Source organism: Xylanimonas protaetiae, from assembly GCF_004135385.1.
GTDB classification, from domain to species: Bacteria; Actinomycetota; Actinomycetes; order Actinomycetales; family Cellulomonadaceae; genus Xylanimonas; species Xylanimonas protaetiae.
Map to the genome: position 1 here is coordinate 2,650,822 of NZ_CP035493.1, position 18,092 is coordinate 2,668,913.

At 75.6% G+C, this 18,092-nt stretch carries 15 protein-coding genes; 9 read left to right on the forward strand and 6 right to left on the reverse strand.

The genetic code is table 11. The annotated features are described in order from the left end of the window. Nucleotides 1-44: 44 nt before the first annotated feature. From ET471_RS12235 to ET471_RS12270, 8 genes are all read left to right on the forward strand, one after another. Nucleotides 45-1,130, forward strand: a complete 1,086-nt coding sequence (locus ET471_RS12235) for a copper transporter (protein WP_129188693.1) — start codon at nucleotides 45-47, stop codon at nucleotides 1,128-1,130. Continuing rightward, the gene (locus ET471_RS12240) at nucleotides 1,130-1,960 is read left to right on the forward strand and encodes a hypothetical protein (protein WP_129188695.1); all 831 of its coding nucleotides are present in this window, start codon (nucleotides 1,130-1,132) and stop codon (nucleotides 1,958-1,960) included. The genes ET471_RS12235 and ET471_RS12240 overlap by 1 nt, the downstream gene beginning before the upstream one ends. Continuing rightward, nucleotides 1,957-3,633 (forward strand): murein biosynthesis integral membrane protein MurJ, encoded by a 1,677-nt coding sequence (gene murJ, locus ET471_RS12245; protein WP_129188697.1) that lies wholly within the window; start codon nucleotides 1,957-1,959, stop codon nucleotides 3,631-3,633. Before ET471_RS12240 ends, murJ begins: the two co-directional genes overlap by 4 nt. Nucleotides 3,634-3,904: 271 nt before the next feature. Continuing rightward, nucleotides 3,905-5,587 carry a CTP synthase gene (locus tag ET471_RS12250; protein WP_129188700.1) on the forward strand — a complete coding sequence of 561 codons (1,683 nt, stop codon included), beginning with the start codon at nucleotides 3,905-3,907 and terminating at the stop codon, nucleotides 5,585-5,587. Continuing rightward, nucleotides 5,584-6,228: an NUDIX domain-containing protein gene (locus ET471_RS12255; RefSeq protein ID WP_129188702.1), complete on the forward strand. Its 645-nt coding sequence runs from the start codon at nucleotides 5,584-5,586 to the stop codon at nucleotides 6,226-6,228. The genes ET471_RS12250 and ET471_RS12255 overlap by 4 nt, the downstream gene beginning before the upstream one ends. Before the next feature lie 138 nt (nucleotides 6,229-6,366). Further along, nucleotides 6,367-7,293: a GNAT family N-acetyltransferase gene (locus tag ET471_RS12260; protein ID WP_129188704.1), complete on the forward strand. Its 927-nt coding sequence runs from the start codon at nucleotides 6,367-6,369 to the stop codon at nucleotides 7,291-7,293. 82 nt (nucleotides 7,294-7,375) lie between these two features. Continuing rightward, nucleotides 7,376-7,750: a VOC family protein gene (locus ET471_RS12265; protein WP_129190967.1), complete on the forward strand. Its 375-nt coding sequence runs from the start codon at nucleotides 7,376-7,378 to the stop codon at nucleotides 7,748-7,750. A gap of 55 nt (nucleotides 7,751-7,805) precedes the next feature. After that, the gene (locus tag ET471_RS12270; RefSeq protein WP_129188706.1) at nucleotides 7,806-11,135 is read left to right on the forward strand and encodes an AfsR/SARP family transcriptional regulator; all 3,330 of its coding nucleotides are present in this window, start codon (nucleotides 7,806-7,808) and stop codon (nucleotides 11,133-11,135) included. Between the two features lie 57 nt (nucleotides 11,136-11,192). On the opposite strand, the gene ET471_RS12275 is transcribed toward ET471_RS12270, so the two are convergent. The 3 genes from ET471_RS12275 to ET471_RS12285 form a co-directional block, all read right to left on the reverse strand. Beyond that, nucleotides 11,193-12,011, reverse strand: a complete 819-nt coding sequence (locus ET471_RS12275; protein ID WP_129188708.1) for an ABC transporter permease — start codon at nucleotides 12,009-12,011, stop codon at nucleotides 11,193-11,195. Continuing rightward, nucleotides 12,008-13,009 carry an ATP-binding cassette domain-containing protein gene (locus ET471_RS12280; protein ID WP_129188709.1) on the reverse strand — a complete coding sequence of 334 codons (1,002 nt, stop codon included), beginning with the start codon at nucleotides 13,007-13,009 and terminating at the stop codon, nucleotides 12,008-12,010. The genes ET471_RS12275 and ET471_RS12280 overlap by 4 nt, the downstream gene beginning before the upstream one ends. Nucleotides 13,010-13,129: 120 nt before the next feature. Further along, nucleotides 13,130-14,629: an MFS transporter gene (locus ET471_RS12285; RefSeq protein WP_165350484.1), complete on the reverse strand. Its 1,500-nt coding sequence runs from the start codon at nucleotides 14,627-14,629 to the stop codon at nucleotides 13,130-13,132. Nucleotides 14,630-14,758: 129 nt separating this feature from the next. Here ET471_RS12285 and ET471_RS12290 point away from each other — a divergent pair, with 129 nt between their 5' ends. Beyond that, nucleotides 14,759-15,331: a TetR/AcrR family transcriptional regulator gene (locus ET471_RS12290; protein ID WP_129188713.1), complete on the forward strand. Its 573-nt coding sequence runs from the start codon at nucleotides 14,759-14,761 to the stop codon at nucleotides 15,329-15,331. 21 nt (nucleotides 15,332-15,352) lie between these two features. Here the strand turns inward: ET471_RS12290 and ET471_RS12295 are convergent, their stop codons facing one another. From ET471_RS12295 to ET471_RS12305, 3 genes are all read right to left on the reverse strand, one after another. Next, the gene (locus ET471_RS12295) at nucleotides 15,353-16,291 is read right to left on the reverse strand and encodes a COX15/CtaA family protein (protein ID WP_165350568.1); all 939 of its coding nucleotides are present in this window, start codon (nucleotides 16,289-16,291) and stop codon (nucleotides 15,353-15,355) included. Between the two features lie 79 nt (nucleotides 16,292-16,370). Beyond that, nucleotides 16,371-17,138, reverse strand: a complete 768-nt coding sequence (locus ET471_RS12300) for an ABC transporter permease (protein ID WP_129188717.1) — start codon at nucleotides 17,136-17,138, stop codon at nucleotides 16,371-16,373. After that, nucleotides 17,135-18,034 (reverse strand): ABC transporter ATP-binding protein, encoded by a 900-nt coding sequence (locus ET471_RS12305; RefSeq protein ID WP_425356556.1) that lies wholly within the window; start codon nucleotides 18,032-18,034, stop codon nucleotides 17,135-17,137. Before ET471_RS12305 ends, ET471_RS12300 begins: the two co-directional genes overlap by 4 nt. Nucleotides 18,035-18,092 lie beyond the last annotated feature (58 nt).

Genomic DNA, 18,092 nt, shown 5'->3' on the forward strand with positions numbered 1-18,092 from the left:
CCTCGACGCACGACCGCTCGCCCCAGAAGGAGCCCCCTCCCACCGTGATCGACTTCCGGTACCACCTCGTCTCGCTGATCTCGGTGTTCCTCGCGCTCGCCGTGGGGATCATCCTGGGCGCCGGGCCCCTCCAGGGCACGATCGGCGACCAGCTCACCACCCAGGTCGACGCGCTGCGCGCCGACGCCAACGACCTGCGCGACAAGCTCGCGGCGTCGGAGGCCGACGCCGGCAAGCGGCTGGAGTTCATCCAGGCGGCGGGGCCCGCGCTGGTAGAGGGGTCGCTCGACGGGGTGCGGGTCGCGGTCGTCGACGTCGACGACGTCACGCCGGACGTGCACGACAGCATGGTCGAGGCGATCGAGTCCGCCGGCGGCACCGTCGCCGCACGGGGCGCGCTGACGACGGCGTGGACCGACACGGACCACGAAGGGCTCCGGGACACCCTGGCGAGCGGCATGCGGCCGCTCCTCGAGACGCTCGTCCCCGACCTGTCGTCGGACGCGTCGACCGAGGAGCTGCTGGCCGCGGCGCTCGGCGTCGCGCTCGGCGAGAAGGACCTCATGGGCGCGCGCACCGACGACGCGAAGGCGCTCGAGCAGCAGCTCGTGCAGGCCGACCTCATCACCGTCGAGGGCGACGTCACGGAGCCCGCCGACGCCGTGCTGCTGCTCTCGTCGGCCGCGGCGCCGAAGGCGGAGGACGGGTCGTCGCCCGAGCCCACCGAGGACGTGCTGGCGTCCCAGGTGACGCTCGCACGCGTCGTCCAGAGCATCACGCCCGTCGTCGTCGCGGGGCCGACGGCCTCCGCGGGGGACCTGGTCACCACCGTGCGGGGCGACGACGACGCCTCCCAGCAGGTGAGCACCGTCAGCGGCTCCGAGACGCCGGTCGGGCGGATCGTCGTGCCGCTCGCCCTCGCCGCGCACCACAGCGGCGAGGTGGGCCAGTACGGCTTCGAGGACGGCGCGACGCCGCTGCCGCCGGTCGTCCGCCCGGCGGGCGGCAGCGACGGCGCGACACCCGAGGCACCCGGCGACGGCACCGCGACCAGCGGAGACGGTACCGACGGTGCCGCGACCGACGGTGCCGCGACCGACGGCGAGGCCGGCGCGGGCGGGAACGGCTGATGGGTCTGCGACACCTGGTGCGCGGCGCGGTCGTGTCCGCCGTGGTGACCGCGGGCGTGCGGACCGCCGCCGACAGGCGGCCGCCGGGCGGCGGCGAACGGTGGACGCGCACCAACCATCGCGGCGAGCCGATCAGCCTTCTCGAGGGCCCCGCGGTCGCCGCGGGGCTGGCCGTCGGCGCGCTCGCGGCCGGGCGGGGCCGAGGCCGCGCCGCCGGCGTCGTCGCGACCGTGGGCGCGGGAGCGTTCGGACTCGTCGACGACCTCGCGGAGGACACCTCGACCCGGACGAAGGGACTCAGGGGGCACCTCGGCGCGCTGCGCGAGGGCCGCCTGACCACCGGCGGGCTCAAGGTGCTCGGCATCGGTGCCACCTCGCTCGTCGCCGCCGCGATCGGCACCCGGCGCACCGGGTCCGCCGGGGCGTGGGCAGCCGACGTGGCCGTCAACGCCGCCCTCGTCGCCGGGACCGCCAACCTCCTCAACCTCCTCGACCTGCGGCCCGGGCGGGCGCTCAAGGCCTCCGCCGCGCTGGCCGCCGTGCCCGCGGGCGGGCCGCTCGCGGCGGCAGGGACGGGCGCGGTGCTCGGCTCTGCGTCGGCCGCCTGGACGGGCGACCTGGGCGAGAAGGACATGCTCGGCGACAGCGGCGCGAACGCGCTCGGCGCCCTGCTGGGCACCCGGCTCGCGCTCGGGCTGCCGCGGCCCCTGCGGCTCGCCGCGCTCGCCGGCGTCGTGGGGCTGACGCTCGCGAGCGAGAAGGTGAGCTTCTCGAAGGTGATCGCCGAGACCCCGTGGCTCAAGGCGGTCGACGACCTGGGCCGGCGGTGACGCAGGCTCGCGCGCCCCGCGCGCAGACCGTCGCGAGCGCGGCGCTGCTCATCACGCTCGTCACCCTGGCCAGCCGCGTGGTCGGCTTCGGGCGGTGGCTCGCGCAGGGCTGGTCGATCGGGTCCGACGGGCTCGGCGACCCGTTCAACACGGCCAACATGCTGCCCAACGTCCTGTTCGAGGTGGCGGCGGGCGGCGCGCTCGCGGGCGCGATCATCCCTCTCGTCGCCGGCCCCCTGAGCCGCGCGGCGCTCACGGCGGAGGGCACGGCCGAGTCGCGCGCGATCGCGTCGCGCAACGCGTCCGCGCTCCTGGGCTGGTCGCTGGCCGTGCTCGTGCCGATCGGCGTGGTCGTGGCGGTCTTCGCCCGGCCCATCGCGGTGGACCTGCTCAACGTGCAGCATCCCGTGGAAGCCGACATCGTGACCGGGTTCCTGCGGGTGTTCGCGCTGCAGATCCCGCTCTACGGCGTCGCCGTCGTGCTGGGTGGTGTGCTCCAGGCGCACAAACGGTTCTTCTGGCCTGCGTTCTCGCCCCTCGTCTCGAGCGTCGTCGTCATCGGCGTCTACCTCGGGTTCCGGCTCTTCGGCGAGAACCCGCAGGACCTCGCCGCGCTGTCCGGCCAGGCGCTCGGCTGGCTCGCGTGGGGGACCACCGCGGGCGTCGCGTTCCTCGTCCTGCCGCTGCTGCTGCCCGCGTACCGCACCGGGCTGCGGCTGCGGCCCACGCTGCGCTTCCCGGCAGGGGACGGCGCCCGAGCGGCGCGCCTGGCGTTCGCGGGCATCGGTGCCGTCGTCGCCCAGCAGCTCGCGGTGTTCTTCGTGCTGCGGACGTCGCAGTACTTCCCCGCGGGCACATACACGGTCTTCAACTACACCCAGCAGGTCTACCTGCTGCCGTACGCCGTGCTCGCGTTCCCCATCGCGACCAGCGCGTTCCCCGCGTTCACGGAGCACGCGGCGCACCAGCGGCTCGACGCGCTGCGGGCCATGGTCGCGACGACCACCCGCGCGCTGCTGCTCGCCGCGGCCGCCGGCGTGGCGATGGTGATCGCCGCGGCACCGCAGATCGGCACCGTGTTCGACCTCATGGTCACGGGCGACGCGCCCGGCATGGTCGAGGGGCTCACCTGGATGGCGCCCGGGCTCGTCGGGTTCGCGCTGATCCTGCACCTGTCGCGCGTGCTGTACACGATCGACCGGGGTCGTGCCGCCGTCGCGGCGACGGCGGTCGGCTGGCTCGTCGTGACGATCGGGGTGGCGCTCGCGCCGACGGTGCTCGGCCGTGACGCCACCCAGCACGCGGTGCTCGCGTGGTTCGGCGGCTCGATGACGCTCGGGATGCTCGTCGCGGGGGCGGGGCTGCTCGCCGCCGTGCGTCGCCACCTCGGGGCGGCCGCGCTGACCGGCGTCCCGCTGGCGCTCGGCGTCCTCGCCGTCGGGGTGGCCCTCGGCGGGCTCGCGGGGTGGCTCGTCCCCGTCCACCTCACGGCCCCGTACCGCGGCCAGGTCCGGTTCGACGGCGGGGCGCTCGCGGCGAACCTCGGCCTCGGGGTTGCGGCGGCGCTCGTCGCGCTCGCCGTGCTCGGCGCCGTCACGCTGGCCGACCCCGGCCTGCGGGGCCGGCTGCTCGGGATCGGGCGCGCGGTGGGACGACGGCTGCGGCGGCGCTGAAAGCGAACCCCCGGCCGTCGGGCGGCCGCGGTCGTCGACGGTCGCGGACCAGCTTCGGGGTGTGGCGTCGCGCACCTCGAGCCCGAGGCCGGGCGTACCACGCGCCTGCGTCGGCGGGTCGCTGACCGGGACGAACGCCGTCCTGACGTGCGCGCCCCTCGGTCACGACACCGAGCGCAGGGCCGCTCGCCGCCGCCGCCGCGGGCGACGTGCCGCGCCCCACACCGTTCACGCAGGGCGCGACTGACGTCGTCGGATAAGATGGAGTTCCGTGGCAGATCACCTCAACCGAACCCAGACCCGTACCTCCGGCCGCTCGGGTGCCACGCACACGACGCGCCACATCTTCGTGACGGGCGGTGTGGTCTCCTCGCTCGGCAAGGGCCTGACTGCCTCCTCCCTCGGTCGCCTGCTCCGCTCGCGCGGCCTGCGCGTGACGATGCAGAAGCTCGACCCGTACCTCAACGTGGACCCGGGCACCATGAACCCGTTCCAGCACGGCGAGGTGTTCGTCACCGAGGACGGCGCCGAGACCGACCTCGACATCGGCCACTACGAGCGCTTCCTCGACGTCGAGCTTCCGGCGTCGTCGAACGTGACCACGGGCCAGATCTACTCGAGCGTCATCGCCAAGGAGCGCCGCGGCGAGTACCTCGGCGACACGGTGCAGGTCATCCCGCACATCACCGACGCGCTCAAGGAGCGCATGCGCGCCCAGGCGTCCGACGACGTCGACGTCATCATCACCGAGATCGGCGGCACGGTCGGCGACATCGAGTCGCTGCCGTTCCTCGAGGCCGCGCGCCAGGTGCGCCACGAGCTCGGCCGCGACAACTGCTTCTTCCTGCACGTCTCGCTGGTGCCGTACATCGGCCCGGCGCAGGAGCTCAAGACGAAGCCGACGCAGCACTCGGTCGCCGCGCTGCGCAACATCGGCATCCAGCCGGACGCGCTCGTGCTGCGCTCCGACCGCCACATCCCCGACGCCATGAAGCGCAAGATCGCGTCGTTCTGCGACGTCGACAACGAGGCCGTGGTCAACGCCGCGGACGCGCCGAGCATCTACGACATCCCGCGCGTGCTGCACGCCGAGGGCCTGGACGCCTACGTGGTGCGCCGCCTCGACCTGCCGTTCCACGACGTCGACTGGGACGCCTGGAACACGGTGCTCGAGCGCGTGCACGAGCCCGACGCGAACGTCGAGGTCGCCCTCGTCGGCAAGTACATCGACCTGCCCGACGCCTACCTCTCGGTGACCGAGGCCCTGCGCGCCGGCGGGTTCGCCAACAACGCCAAGGTGTCGATCCGCTGGGTCGCCGCGGACGACTGCCAGACGCCCGAGGGCGCGCAGGCGTCGCTCGAGGGCGCCGACGCGGTGCTCGTGCCCGGCGGGTTCGGCGTGCGCGGCATCGACGGCAAGGTCGGCGCCCTGCGCTGGGCGCGCGAGAACAAGGTGCCGACGCTCGGCATCTGCCTGGGCCTGCAGTCGATGGTCATCGAGTACGCGCGCAACGTGCTCGGCCACGCGGACGCCTCCTCGACCGAGTTCGACCCGAAGAGCGCGCACCCGGTCATCGCGACCATGGAGGAGCAGCTCGCCTTCGTCGAGGGCAAGGGCGACCTGGGCGGCACCATGCGCCTGGGCGGCTACCCCGCGACGCTGGCCCCGGGGTCGCAGGTGGCCAAGGTGTACGGCACCGAGCAGGTCTCGGAGCGTCACCGCCACCGCTACGAGGTCAACAACGCGTACCGCCCCGAGCTCGAGGCCGCCGGGCTGGTCGTGTCCGGCACGTCGCCGGACGGGTCGCTCGTCGAGTTCGTCGAGCTGCCCGCCGATGTCCACCCGTACTACGTGTCGACGCAGGCGCACCCTGAGTTCACCTCGCGCCCCACGCGCCCGCACCCGCTGTTCGCCGGGCTGATCGCCGCGGCCCTCGAGCAGCAGAACGCGTGACCGGAACGCCTCTGTCCGACGTCGTCGCGCCGCGCCCCGCCGTGCGGCGCGACGACGTCGCATACTCCGGTCGCATCATCGACGTCGTGCGCGACGACGTCGACCTCGGCGACGCCGGCACGGCGATGCGCGAGTACGTCGACCACCCCGGTGCCGTCGCGATCGTCGCGCTCGACGACGACGGGCGCGTCGCACTCGTGAACCAGTACCGGCACCCCGTGCGGTCCGTGCTGTGGGAGATCCCGGCCGGGCTGCTCGACGTCGACGGCGAGGACGCGCAGCGCGCGGCCGCCCGCGAGCTGGCCGAGGAGGCCGACCTGCGGGCCGGGCGCTGGGACGTGCTCGCGGACTTCCTCACGAGCCCGGGGATCAGCAACGAGGCGCTGCGCGTGTTCCTCGCGCGCGACCTGTCGCCGGTCCCCGAGGCGGAGCGTCACGTGCGCACCGAGGAGGAGGCCGGGATGGAGCTGCGCTGGGCGCCCCTCGACGACGTCGTGGCCCGCGTGCTCGACGGGTCGCTGCACAACCCGTCGACGATCGTCGGCGCGCTGGCCGCGTTCGCCGCCCGGGCGGGCGGCTGGGCCGCGCTGCGGCCCGCGGACGCGCCGTGGCCCTACCGCCGGGACGCGCTGCCTCGCTGAGCGGCGCGAAGGGCGGGGCGTTGGACGGCGGCCGAGCGCCGTGCGCCGCTGACCCCCGGGTGGCCGGGCCGACCGCCGCATGGCCCCGGGTGGCCGAACCGGCTGGCGCCGCGCGGTCGCGTCCGGGATGCTTCCCGCGTGCCCGCACCTCTCGTCCTGCCCCCGGACCTCTCCCAGCGTCCGCTCGAGCCGTCCGACGCCGCGGCCGTGACCGCGATCATCGCCGCGGGCGAGCTGCTCGACACCGGTGAGGTGGAGATCGAGGAGGCCGACATCGTGGCCGAGTGGTCGCGCCCGTCGTTCGACCTCGGCGCGTCGACCGTCGGCGTCTCCGGGCCCGAGGGCGATCTCGTCGCCTACGCCGAGGTGAGCGGCGGGGACCGTGGCGACCTCGGCGTGCACCCCGAGCAGCGAGGGCGCGGGCTCGAACCGGAGCTCGCGCGCTGGCTGCGCGAGCGGGCGGGGGAGGGCGGCGCCGACGTCGTCGGGCTGCCGTCGCCGCAGGGCTCGCCGACGGACCGCGCGCTCGAGACGCTCGGCTGGGCCGTGCGCTGGACGAGCTGGGTGCTCGTGCTGCCCGAGGGCGCCGCGATCCCGGCGCGCGACCTCCCCGCCGGGTACGTGGTGCGCGAGGCGCGGGAGGACGAGCGCGAGGCGTGCTGGCAGGTGATCGAGGACGCGTTCCTCGAGTGGTCGGTGCGCGAGCGGCGGACCTTCGAGGACTGGGCCGCGACGGTCGCCGGGCGGCCCGGGTTCGAGCCGTGGCACCTGCGCGTCGTCGTCGATGCCGAGGGCGTCGTCGTCGCCGCGTGCGTGATCCTGCTGACGACACCCGGCGGCCTGACCGAGGGGTACGTCGACAGCGTCGCGACGCGGCGCGACGAGCGCGGCCGGGGCATCGCGCAGGCGCTGCTCGCCGACGCCTTCGCCGTCGCGCGTGAGCACGGCGCCGCCCGCTCCTCGCTCGCGACCGACTCCCGCACGGGCGCGCTCGGGCTGTACCGCAAGCTCGGCATGGAGGTCGTGCAGACGTGGGTCAACCGGGCGGCCGCGACCGTCCGCTGAGCCCTGGGCTTGCCAGTCGCGCCGGGAGCGCGTCCCCTGGGAGGACGACCACCGACCCGAGGGGTGCAGCATGTCGTTGCAGATGGACGTCCGGATCGAGCTGATCCACGTGCCGGTCACGGACGTCGACAGGGCCAAGGAGTTCTACGAGGGCCAGTGCGGCTTTCACGTCGACCACGACCAGACCCCGATGCCCGGGCTCCGGTTCGTGCAGGTCACGCCGCCGGGCTCGGCGTGCTCCATCGCGTTCGGCACGGGGCTGGGCAACACTCTCGCCCCCGGGATCCTGGACGTCATCCAGGCCGTGATCCCCGACGCCGACGCCGCGCTCGCCCAGCTGCGGGACGCCGGGGTGGACGCGCAGGGCGTCGACGAGCAGGCGTGGGGCCGCTTCGTCACGTTCCAGGACCCCGACGGCAACCGCTGGACCCTCCAGCAGCTCCCGCCGCGCCCCTAGCGCCGCCCGCTCGGGACCCGGCGTCGCCGCAAGGTACGACGGTTAGGGTTGCCGGGTGAGCCACCGACCGATCGAGCCCTGCGTCGGCGTCCTCGGACCCGTCGTCGTCACAGGGCCCGACGGCGAGCCGCGGCCGCCGCGCGGCGAGCGTGCCGCCGCGCTGCTGGTCGCGCTCGCGCTGGCGGGCGGCCGGGCCGTCCCCGTGACGTCGCTCGTCGACGACCTGTGGACCGACGGCGTGCCCGCCGACCCGCGCGCGGCGCTCCAGTCGCTCGTCTCCCGGCTGCGCGCGACGGCGGGCGGGTCCGTCGTCGTCGCCCGCCCGGGCGGGTACGCGCTCGACGGCGCCGCCGACCTCGGGGAGGCCACGGCCGCCCTCGCCGCCGCCCGCGAGGCGCTCGCCCGCGGCGCCTGCGCCGAGGCCGCCAAGGTGGCCCAGGAGGCGCTCGCGCTCTGGCGGGGCGTGCCCGGCGACGGGCTCGGGCCCGCGTACGGGGGCCTGACGCGCGCCCTGGCCGGCGTCGCCCGACGGCTCGGCGACGACCTCGCCGACGTCCGGAGGCAGGCCGCCGTCGTGCTCGGCGACCACGAGACCGTGGCCGCCCTCGCCGCACCAGCCTTCGACGCCGACGCCACCGACGAGGTCGCCGCCCGCGACCTGCTGACCGCGCTCACGGCACTCGGGCGGACGGACGAGGCGGCGCGCGTGTACGCACGCCTGCGGCACGCGCTCGTCGCGGAGCTCGGCACCGATCCGTCGCCCGAGACCGTCGCGCTCGCCCGCGCCGCGGCGCCCGCGATCCCGGCCGCCGCGCCAGCGGCCCCCGCCGCCGAACCCGCGCCCGCCCCGGCGTCCCGCCGTACCGGCCGCCGGCCGCGCGTCGCCGTCGCCGCGCAGCCGCTCCTCGGTCGCGACGACGACGTCGCCGCGCTGCTCGCCGCCGTCGACCGCCACCGCCTCGTGACCATCCTGGGCCCCGGCGGGCTCGGCAAGACGCGCCTCGCGCTCGAGGTCGCGGGCCGGGTGCTCGACCGGGCGCCCGAGCACCCGCAGGTCGCCGTCGCCGAGCTCGCCGGCGTGCGCACCGACGACGACGTGCTGCTGGCGCTCGCGGACGCCCTCGGGATCTCGGTGCTGACGTCGGCCCGGCTCCAGGACCGCCTGCTCGCGGGCGACGTGCGCGACCAGCTCGTCGAGCGCGTGCGGTCGGCGCCCACGCTGCTCGTCCTCGACAACTGCGAGCACGTCGTGGCGGGCGCCGCCGACTGGGTCGCCGAGCTGCTCGGCGCGGCCCCCGACCTGCGCATCGTGACGACGTCGCGCGCCCCGCTGCAGCTCGCGCTCGAGCAGGTCTACGCCCCCGCGCCGCTCGACGCCGCCGGGGCCGGCGCCGAGCTCTTCCGCCGCCGCGCCACCGCGGCACGCCCGGGCGTGCACCTGCCCGACGACGTCGTCGTGCGGCTCGTGGAGCGGCTCGACGGGCTGCCGCTCGCGATCGAGCTGGCCGCCGCCCGCGTGCGCACGCTGAGCGTCGAGGAGATCGAGGCGCACCTCGACGAGCGGTTCGCGCTGCTGCGCGGCGGGGACCGCTCGGCCCCCGAGCGGCACCGCACGCTCGAGGCCGTCATCGCGTGGAGCTGGAACCTGCTCGAGCCCTCGCAGCAGGAGCTGTGGCGGCGCGTCGCCCTGCTGCCCGACGGGTTCTCGGCACAGGCCGCCGCCGTCATCGGCCTGCTCGACCCCGGCGCGCGCGCCTTCGACGTGCTCGACGACCTGGACGCCCTCGTGACGCAGTCCATCGTCGCGACCACCGACGTGCCCGGGGGCACCCGGTACCGGATGCTCGAGACCGTCCGCGAGCTCGGGCTCGTGCGCCTCGACGAGTCCGGCGAGGCGGCCGCCGTGCACGACGCGCTGTGGGCCTGGGCGTCGGACCTCGCGGAGCGGCGCTCCGGCGACCTCCTCGGCCCGCGGCAGGTCGAGGCCATGACCGAGATCGGGCGCGAGCACGAGAACCTGCTGTTCGCGCTGCGCGGCGCCGCCCGCCCCGCCGGCGGGCCGCCGCGACCGGGCGTCTCGGCCGTGGTGCGGCCCGACGTCGTCGTGCGGCTCTTCGTCGCCCTCGTGGGTCAGTGGGCGCTGCAGGGCGCCGAGGAGCGCGCCGCCCAGCTCGCCGGCGCCGTCGCCGAGGCGGTGCTCTGGTGGCAGGTGCCGCGCGGGCAGCGCGAGCCCACCGCGCTCGCGCTCGTCTTCGGCACCATGTCCCGCGGGGTGGAGGGTGGCACCGGCGCGGCACGCCTGCTCGCGCGCCTGCGCCGCATCCTGCGCGACGACGACCGGGACCCCCAGGGCGGCACCGTCGGACGTCGCACGCGGCTCATCGCCCAGATGTTCCTGGTGGCGACCGGGCAGCCCACCGAGAGCGCCATGCGGGTGGTCGGCGCGCTGCGCGAGGACGCCGACCCGCTGCTCGCCGTCATGGCCCATCTCGCCCTGGCCCAGGACGCCGAGAACGACGGGCGCATCGAGGAGTCGATCGACCTCGCCGTCCAGGGGTACCAGGCCGCGCTCCCGCTCGGCGACGCCGCCTCGCGGTCGTTCGCCGCCATGGTCGCCGCCTCCGGGTGCAGCGAGCTCGGCGACGCCGCGCGCGCCCTCGAGTGGTCCGCCGTCGCCCGCACCGGCATGCGCGAGCTCGGGACGCGCGACGTCGGGCGCATGCTCGACTGGATCGACCTCGCCGCCGCCCTCGACCTCGGCGACCTCGGCGAGGCCGCGCGGCTGTGCGACGCCCTCGACGCCGCCGAGGCCGACCAGGGCGGGCCGCTGGGCGGCGTCGAGCAGCGGGCCGCCGCCGGCGCGGGACGGGCCGAGCTCGCCTGGGCGCACGGCGACCACGACGGTGCGCTCGGCGTCTACCGCCGCACGCGCGCACGGATCGCCCACGCCGAAGGCGGCGCCGCGCCCTGGGCGATCATGCTGGGCGCCGCCGCGGCCGTACGGCTCGCGCAGGCGGGGGAGCGGGACGAGGCCCTCGACTGCGCCCGGGACGCCGCGACCCGGACCGCCGCCTTCATGACCCTGTGGGCCGCGCGCGCGATCGACCGGCCCGTGCTCGGGACCACGTGCGTCGGCGCCGGGGTGGCGCTCGCGCACGGCGCGGGCGCCGCGGCGTCCGACGTCGAGCGCGGGCTCGACCTCGTCCTGCTCGGCGACGCGCTCGGCGCGCGGCAGGACCTCGCCTCGCTGCGGCGCGCCCCGATCATCGCGATGCTCACGGAGCAGCACGGGGACGCGGCGCTCGCGGCGGCCGCCGCGCGGGTCGGCGCGCTGGAGCGCGGGGCGCTCACGGGCCGCGCGATGGAGCTGCTGGGCGCGCTGTAGCACGACGACGCCGGCCGGAACCCGGGGGTTCCGGCCGGCGTCGTCCGCCGAGGCGCGTCAGGCCTTGCGCATGTAGCCGCGGACGGCGAGCGGTGCGAAGACCGCGACGATCACCGCGGCGCCCAGCAGGGCGAACAGGACGTCCGAGCCGCCGCCCGTGGCCGACGTGAGGCCGCGCACGGCCGTCACGACGTGGGACACCGGGTTGACGTCGGCGAAGGCCTTGAGCCAGCTCGGCAGCGTGTCCGCCGGGACGAACGCGTTCGACAGGAACGTCAGCGGGAACAGTATCAGGAACGAGATGCCCTGCACCGAGGACGCGCTGCGGGCGATGACGCCGAAGAACGCGAAGATCCAGCTCATCGACCAGGCGCACACGATGACGAGCAGCGCGGCGCCGAGCGTGCCGGTGACCGACGCGGGGCGCCAGCCCATGATGAGACCCATGACCATCGTCAGCGTCGTGGCGATGACGTAGCGCAGCATGTCGGCGATCAGGGCGCCGGCCAGCGGTGCGATGCGCGCGATGGGCAGCGACCGGAAGCGGTCGAACACGCCCTTGTCCATGTCCTCGCGGAGCTGGACGCCGGTGACGGTCGAGGTCGTGATGACGGTCTGGACGAGGATGCCGGGGATGATCGTCGGCAGGTAGGACGGGATGTCGCCCGCGATGGCACCGCCGAACAGGTAGGTGAACATCAGCGTGAACAGGATCGGCTGCACCGTGACGTCGATGAGCTGCTCGGGGGTGCGGCGCACCTTGAGCAGGCCGCGCCACGCCATGGTCAGCGAGTGCTGGACCGTGGTGAGCAGCGTGATCGGGCGGGCCGCGGCGGCGCCCGGGAGCGGGGTCGTGGGGATCGCGAGGGCGGTCATGCGAGCACCTTCTCTGCCGTGGTCGGGCGGTCGTCGGCGTCGTCGGACGTGTCCGTCGACGCCGCGTGGCCGGTGAGCGTGAGGAAGACCTCGTCGAGCGAGGGCTTGGCGAGGGCGAGCTCGAGCACGTCGACGCCGGCCTCGCGCAGGCGCAGCAGCACCTCGGTGACGGCACCCGACTCCTCGACGGGGATGGTCAGGCGCACGCCGTCGGCGAGCGGGGTCGAGGCGGGCTCCTGGCCGCCGACGGCGAGCAGCACGCCGCGGGCACGGTCGGCGTCGGCGCGCGAGACCGCGAGCTGGAGGGCCTGGTGCCCGACGGACCGCTTGAGGTCGTCGGCGGTGCCCTCGGCGACCACCTGGCCGCGGTCGATGACCGCGATGCGGTCCGCGAGCTGGTCGGCCTCGTCGAGGTACTGCGTGGTCAGCAGGACGGTCGAGCCGCCCGCGACGAGGCGGCGCACGGTGTCCCACATCTGGTTGCGGGTGCGCGGGTCGAGGCCCGTGGTGGGCTCGTCGAGGAAGATGAGCGGGGGCTGCGCGATGAGGCTCGCCGCGAGGTCGAGGCGGCGCCGCATGCCGCCCGAGAACGCCTTGAGGGGCTTGCGAGCGGCCTCGGTGAGGGAGAACTCCTCGAGCAGGTCGACCGCCTTCTTCTTGGCGGCCCGCGAGGACAGGCCGAGCAGGCGGCCGAAGATCACGAGGTTCTCGGTGGCGGACAGGGCCTCGTCGACGGAGGCGTACTGCCCGGTCACGCCGATGAGGGAGCGCACCGTCTGCGGGTGGCGGACGACGTCGTGCCCGAAGACGCGGGCGCTGCCGCCGTCGGGCCGCAGGAGGGTGGCGAGCATGCGGATGGTGGTGGTCTTGCCGGCGCCGTTGGGGCCGAGGACGCCGTAGACGGTGCCCGTCGCCACCGTCAGGTCCACGCCGTCGACGGCGCGGTTCTCGCCGAAGACCTTGACGAGGCCCTCGGCCTCGATCGCTGTGGTGTTCATGGCTCCGAGCGTGGGGCCGGGCGCTGTCAGCGGGCTGTCACGGGGCTGTCACCGGCTGGCGCGGCGCTGTCAGCGCCGTAGACGAGGGTGCGGCGCCGCACGCCGCACCCTCGTCATGCCTCACCGCCCGGTGCGGCGTCCTCGAGGCAGCGCGACGGCGGCCAGCACCGCGACGAGCGCGACGGCGGCCGTGACCCAGAAGAGCGACGACGACCCGGAGGCGACGGCCGCGCGCACCGCGTGCTGGGCCGCCTCGGGCATCGCTGCGACTCCCGCCGGTGTCAGCGACGCGGCGTCGACGCCGGCGGGCAGCCGTTGCGCGACGGCGTGGGTGAACACCGAGCCGAGGGCGCCCGTGCCCGCCGCCGCGCCCAGCATCCGCACGAAGCCAGCGGTGCCCGTCGCGGCGCCGACGACGGCCGGCGGCACCGCGTTCTGCACCAGCACCATGGGGGTCATGAACAGGGCGCCCATGCCGAGGCCCGCGACGACCTGGTAGGCCGCCGTCTGCCAGCCGGGTGTGGCAGCGGTCATCGTCGCGAGCAGCGCGCAGGCCGCCGCGAGGACGGCCGCGCCGCCGAGCAGCGCGGCACGGATGCGCGTCGGCGTCGTGGTCCAGCGGCCGAGCACGCCCGCCGTGGCGATGGCGGGCAGCAGCAGCGGGAGCAGCAGCAGACCGCTGTTGGCCGCCGAGTGGCCCTGGACGAGCTCGAGGTATGCGGGCAGGTAGTTGGTCGCCGACATGAGCACCGTGCCCATCGCGACCGCCAGGACGACGAGGGCGAGCACGACCGTGCGGTCGCGGAAGAGACCCAGGGGGAGCACCGGGTGCGTCGCACGGCGCTCGACGGCGACGAGCGCGGCGACGGCCACGACGGCGACGCCGACCGCCGTGAGCACCTGCGGGGAGCCCCACGGGTACTGGTTGCCGCCCCAGGTCACCGCGAGCACGATCGCCGACGCCGCGACGGAGGAGGCAACCAGACCGAGGACGTCGACCCGGCCGCCGGCGGGCCGCACGGGCAGGCGCAGGAAGGCGACGACCCCGAGGAGCGCGACGGCGACGAGCGGGAGGTTGAGCAGGAACACCCACCGCCACCCGAGGTGGTCGGTGACCAGCCCGCCTGCCCACGGGCCGAGGAGCATCGACACGGGCGCGATCGCGCCGAGGACACCCTGGTACTGGGCACGCTTCTCGGGCGGGGCGACGTCGGCGACGGCCGCCAGCAGGGTGGTCAGGGTCATCCCCGCGCCGAGGCCCTGCGCGGCGCGGGCCGCGATGAGGAAGCCCATCGACGGTGCGACGCCCGAGAGCAGCGAGCCGACGCCGAACACGAGGAGCGCGGCGACGAGCAGCGCCCGGCGGCCGAACAGGTCGCCGAGACGGCCCGAGGCAAGGGTCCCGACGGCCATCGCGAGGAGGTAGGCGGTGGCGATCCAGGCGAGGCTGGCGAAGCCGCCGAGGTCGCCGGCGATGGTGGGCAGCGCCGTCGCCGCGACGAGGGCGTCGAGCTGCACGGGGACGACGGCGATGCCGAGGGAGACGACGCAGAGGAGGAGGCGGCGGCCCTGCAGCACCGGCGGTGCCCCCGGGGTCGTGGCGGTGGCTTGCAGGCTCATCGGAACCTCACTTACTTGTCGACCGGCTAGTAACGTGATCATCGTGGACCGTTTCCTAGCCGGGCGTCAAGTAAGTACGCGAAACCGCAGGTGGGTATCCTGATCTCTCGGAGCCAAAGGAGCGACTGGATGCCACGTGACGGCAGCGAGACCCGCGAGCGGATCCTCACGGCCGCGATGCAGCGGTTCGTCGAGCAGGGCTACGACAAGACGTCCCTGCGCGAGATCGCCGAGGACGTCGGGGTCACGAAGGCGGCGCTCTACTACCACTTCCGCACCAAGGACGACATCGTGCGCACCGCGCTGGCCGGCATCCTCGACCAGGTGCACTCCTTCGGCGCGTGGGCGGCGGCGCGCCCGCGCACGCCGCAGGGTGACGCCGAGCTGGTGGACCGCCTCCTCGCCTTCGCGGACGGCGACGCCGGCCAGGCGATGCGCTTCGTCCAGGCCAACCCGACGGCGATGACGGGCGCCCAGCACGACGCGACGATCGCCCGGCTGGTCGACGTCGTGGGTGCGGTCACGGGCGACAGCGCCTCGGCTGAGGACGGGCTGCGCGCGGTGCTCGCCTACGCGGCCGTGATGGTCACCCTCGTGGGCAACGGGGAGGGTCCGCTTCCGGTCCCCGGCGGCCCGGAGGAGCGCCGGGCCGCGGCCCGGCGCGTGGCCCTGGAGCTGGTGTCCGGGATCGGTCGAGGCTGAGCGACGGCCGTCGCGGGGGCTTCAGACGCGCGTGCGCAGGTGGAGCGTGGCGTGGGCGGTCGCCCAGATGAGCAGCGCCGCGCCGACCATGTGGATGCCGACCAACCAGGCCGGCAGGCCCGTGAAGTACTGCGTGTAGCCGATCGCACCCTGGAGCACCGTGACCCCGGCGAGCACCCAGACGGCCTTGCGCGCGGCCCCGACACCGGGGGAGGCGGGCAGGCGATGGAGCAGCACGAGCAGCACCACGAGCGCGAGGACGAACAGCCACACGGAGCCCGAGTGCGTCTTGGTGATGAGCAGCGGGTCGAACGCGAAGCGGTAGCCGACCGTGTCGTCGCCGGAGTGCGGGCCCGAGCCCGTCACGAGCACGCCGAGCGTGACGACGGGGACCAGCAGCAGGCCGAGCACCCAGCCCGCGGCCCGCACCGGCGCCCCGGCGAGCGGCACGGGCACGTCGTCGCCCTCGCCGTGCCGGTGCAGGAGGTAGGCGGAGCACCAGACGAGCGCCGCCGAGACGGCCATGTGCAGGGACACCCAGCGCGGGTCGAGCTCGAGCAGCACGACGACCCCGCCGATGACGGCCTGGGCGACCACGCCGCCGAGCGGCACCCAGGCCAGGGCGCGGTAGGCGCGCGACCGGCTGCGGTCGGTCCAGACGAGCAGCAGGACGGCGACGGCGATGACCATGAGCACGCCCGTGACCGTGCGGTTCCCGAACTCGACGAACGGGTGGTAGCTCGTGGCCGGGTGGTACTGCGGCGTGAAGCTGCCGGGGGTGCACATCGGCCAGCGGGAGCAGCCGAGGCCCGAGTCGGTGAGCCGCACGGCCCCGCCCGTGCCGATGATGGCCACCTGCCCGATGACGTTGGCCAGCAGCACCGCACGCGTCCAGGGGCGCAGCCGCGCCAGGCGGTCGCGTCGGTCCGTCGGGTCGTTCACGAGGGTCTCGGCCACGATGCTCACGCTAGTGCCCGCCGACGGCGGGCCTTGCCGCAGCGGGGGAGCCGGGGCTGTGAGATTGGCCCGCGCGCGAGCCTCACTGCCAGCGGAACAGCCGCGCGGCGCCCCAGGAGAACAGCGCGGTCCACCCCGCGAGCACCAGCAGCGTCACGCCGGGGACGCCGCCGCCGAGCAGCGCCCCGCGCATCGCCTCGCCGAGCGCCCCGGAGGGGAGCCAGGCCGCGACGTCCGCGAGCCCGGCCGGCAGCCGGTCCGGCGGCACGAGCACGCCGCCGCCCACGACGAGCAGCACCAGGACGAGGTTGGCGAGCGCGAGCACGCCCTCGGCGCGCAGGGCGCCCGCGAGCAGCAGCGCGAGCGCCGTGAACGCGGCCGTGCCGAGCAGCCCCGCACCGATCGCGGCCGGGACGCCGGCGGCGTCGGGCCGCCAGCCGAGCGCGAGCGCGACGCCGCACAGCACGACGGCCTGCACGACCTCGATCGCGAGGACCGCCAGCACCTTGCCTGCGAGCAGCCCGCGGCGGCCCAGGGGAGTGGTGGCCAGCAGCCGCAGCACGCCGTTGCGGCGGTCGAACGCGGTGGCGATGGCCTGCGACGTGAAGGCCGTCGACATGATCGCGACGGCGAGCACGCCCGGCGTGGCGAAGTCGACGCGCGTCGCGCCCGCCGTGTCGAGCTCGAACACCGACGTGCGCACGAGCCCCACCAGCAGGAACAGCGGCAGCGCGATCGTGACGAGCAGCTGCTCGCCGTTGCGCAGGATCGTGCGGGCCTCGAACGCGGCCTGCGCGACGACGCGGCGCCAGGCGGGCGCGGCGGTCGACGGGACGAGGGCGGCGGTCATCGCAGGTGCCTCCCGGTCAGGTCGAGGAACACGTCCTCGAGCGTCCGGCGGCCGGTGGCCACCTGGGCGTCGGTGACGCCCTGCGCGGCGAGCCAGGCGGTCAGCGCGGCGACGTCGACGCCGGGTGGGGCGGTGAACCGCACGGTCGCCTGGGTGCCGGCGTCGGGCGCCGCGGCGAGCAGCTCGCCCACCGCGCCCGAGGCGATGACCCTGCCGTGGTCGACGACGTGGACGACGTCGGCGAGCGCCTCGGCCTCGTCCATGAGGTGCGTCGTGAGGACGACGGCGACGCCGTCGGACCGCAGCTCGGCGACGAGGTCCCACACGGCGTGGCGGGACTGCGGGTCCATGCCGGCGCTGGGCTCGTCGAGGAAGACGAGCTCGGGGCGTCCGACGACGGCGCAGGCGAGCGCGAGGCGCTGCCGTTGCCCGCCGGACAGGCGGCGCACGGAGGTGCGCGCGAAGCTCGCGAGACCCAGCCGGTCGACGAGCTCGCCGACGTCGCGGGGGGAGGCGTACATCGCGGCGACGTGCCGCAGCACCTCCAGGGCGCGGGCGCCGGAGGGCAGGCCGCCGTCCTGGAGCATCACCCCGACGCGCGGGCGCAGCGCGGCGGCGTCGGAACGGGGGTCGCGTCCCAGCACGTGGACGGTCCCGGCGTCAGGAAGACGGAGACCCTCGCAACACTCGATGGTCGTGGTCTTGCCCGCGCCGTTGGGGCCGAGGACGGCGGTGACCTCGCCGCGGCGGGCGGTCAGCGAGAGCCCGTCGACGACGGCGCGGCCGCCGTACCTCTTGACCAGCCCGTTCACGACCAGGGCGGCCTCGCCCCGCGTGGCGGTGGCGTCCGCGGGCGCGTCGAGGCGCGTCGGGGTGCTCGCGGCGGGGGTGGTCACGCCGGGATCGTACGCGCCGGACCTGGCCGACCGGCCCGAGGTGAGGTAACCCTTGCTT

Bases quoted from the DNA above. Each gene is read 5' to 3' on its own strand.
- ET471_RS12265 (WP_129190967.1), top strand. From the start codon at position 7,376: ATGGACGTCCGGATCGAGCTGATCCACGTGCCGGTCACGGACGTCGAC.
- ET471_RS12280 (WP_129188709.1), bottom strand. From the start codon at position 13,009: ATGAACACCACAGCGATCGAGGCCGAGGGCCTCGTCAAGGTCTTCGGC.
- ET471_RS12300 (WP_129188717.1), bottom strand. From the start codon at position 17,138: ATGACCGCCGCCCTCGTCCCGTCGACCGCCGCGCCCGCCTGGCGCCGC.
- ET471_RS12240 (WP_129188695.1), top strand. From the start codon at position 1,130: ATGGGTCTGCGACACCTGGTGCGCGGCGCGGTCGTGTCCGCCGTGGTG.
- ET471_RS12275 (WP_129188708.1), bottom strand. From the start codon at position 12,011: ATGACCGCCCTCGCGATCCCCACGACCCCGCTCCCGGGCGCCGCCGCG.
- ET471_RS12285 (WP_165350484.1), bottom strand. From the start codon at position 14,629: ATGAGCCTGCAAGCCACCGCCACGACCCCGGGGGCACCGCCGGTGCTG.
- ET471_RS12290 (WP_129188713.1), top strand. From the start codon at position 14,759: ATGCCACGTGACGGCAGCGAGACCCGCGAGCGGATCCTCACGGCCGCG.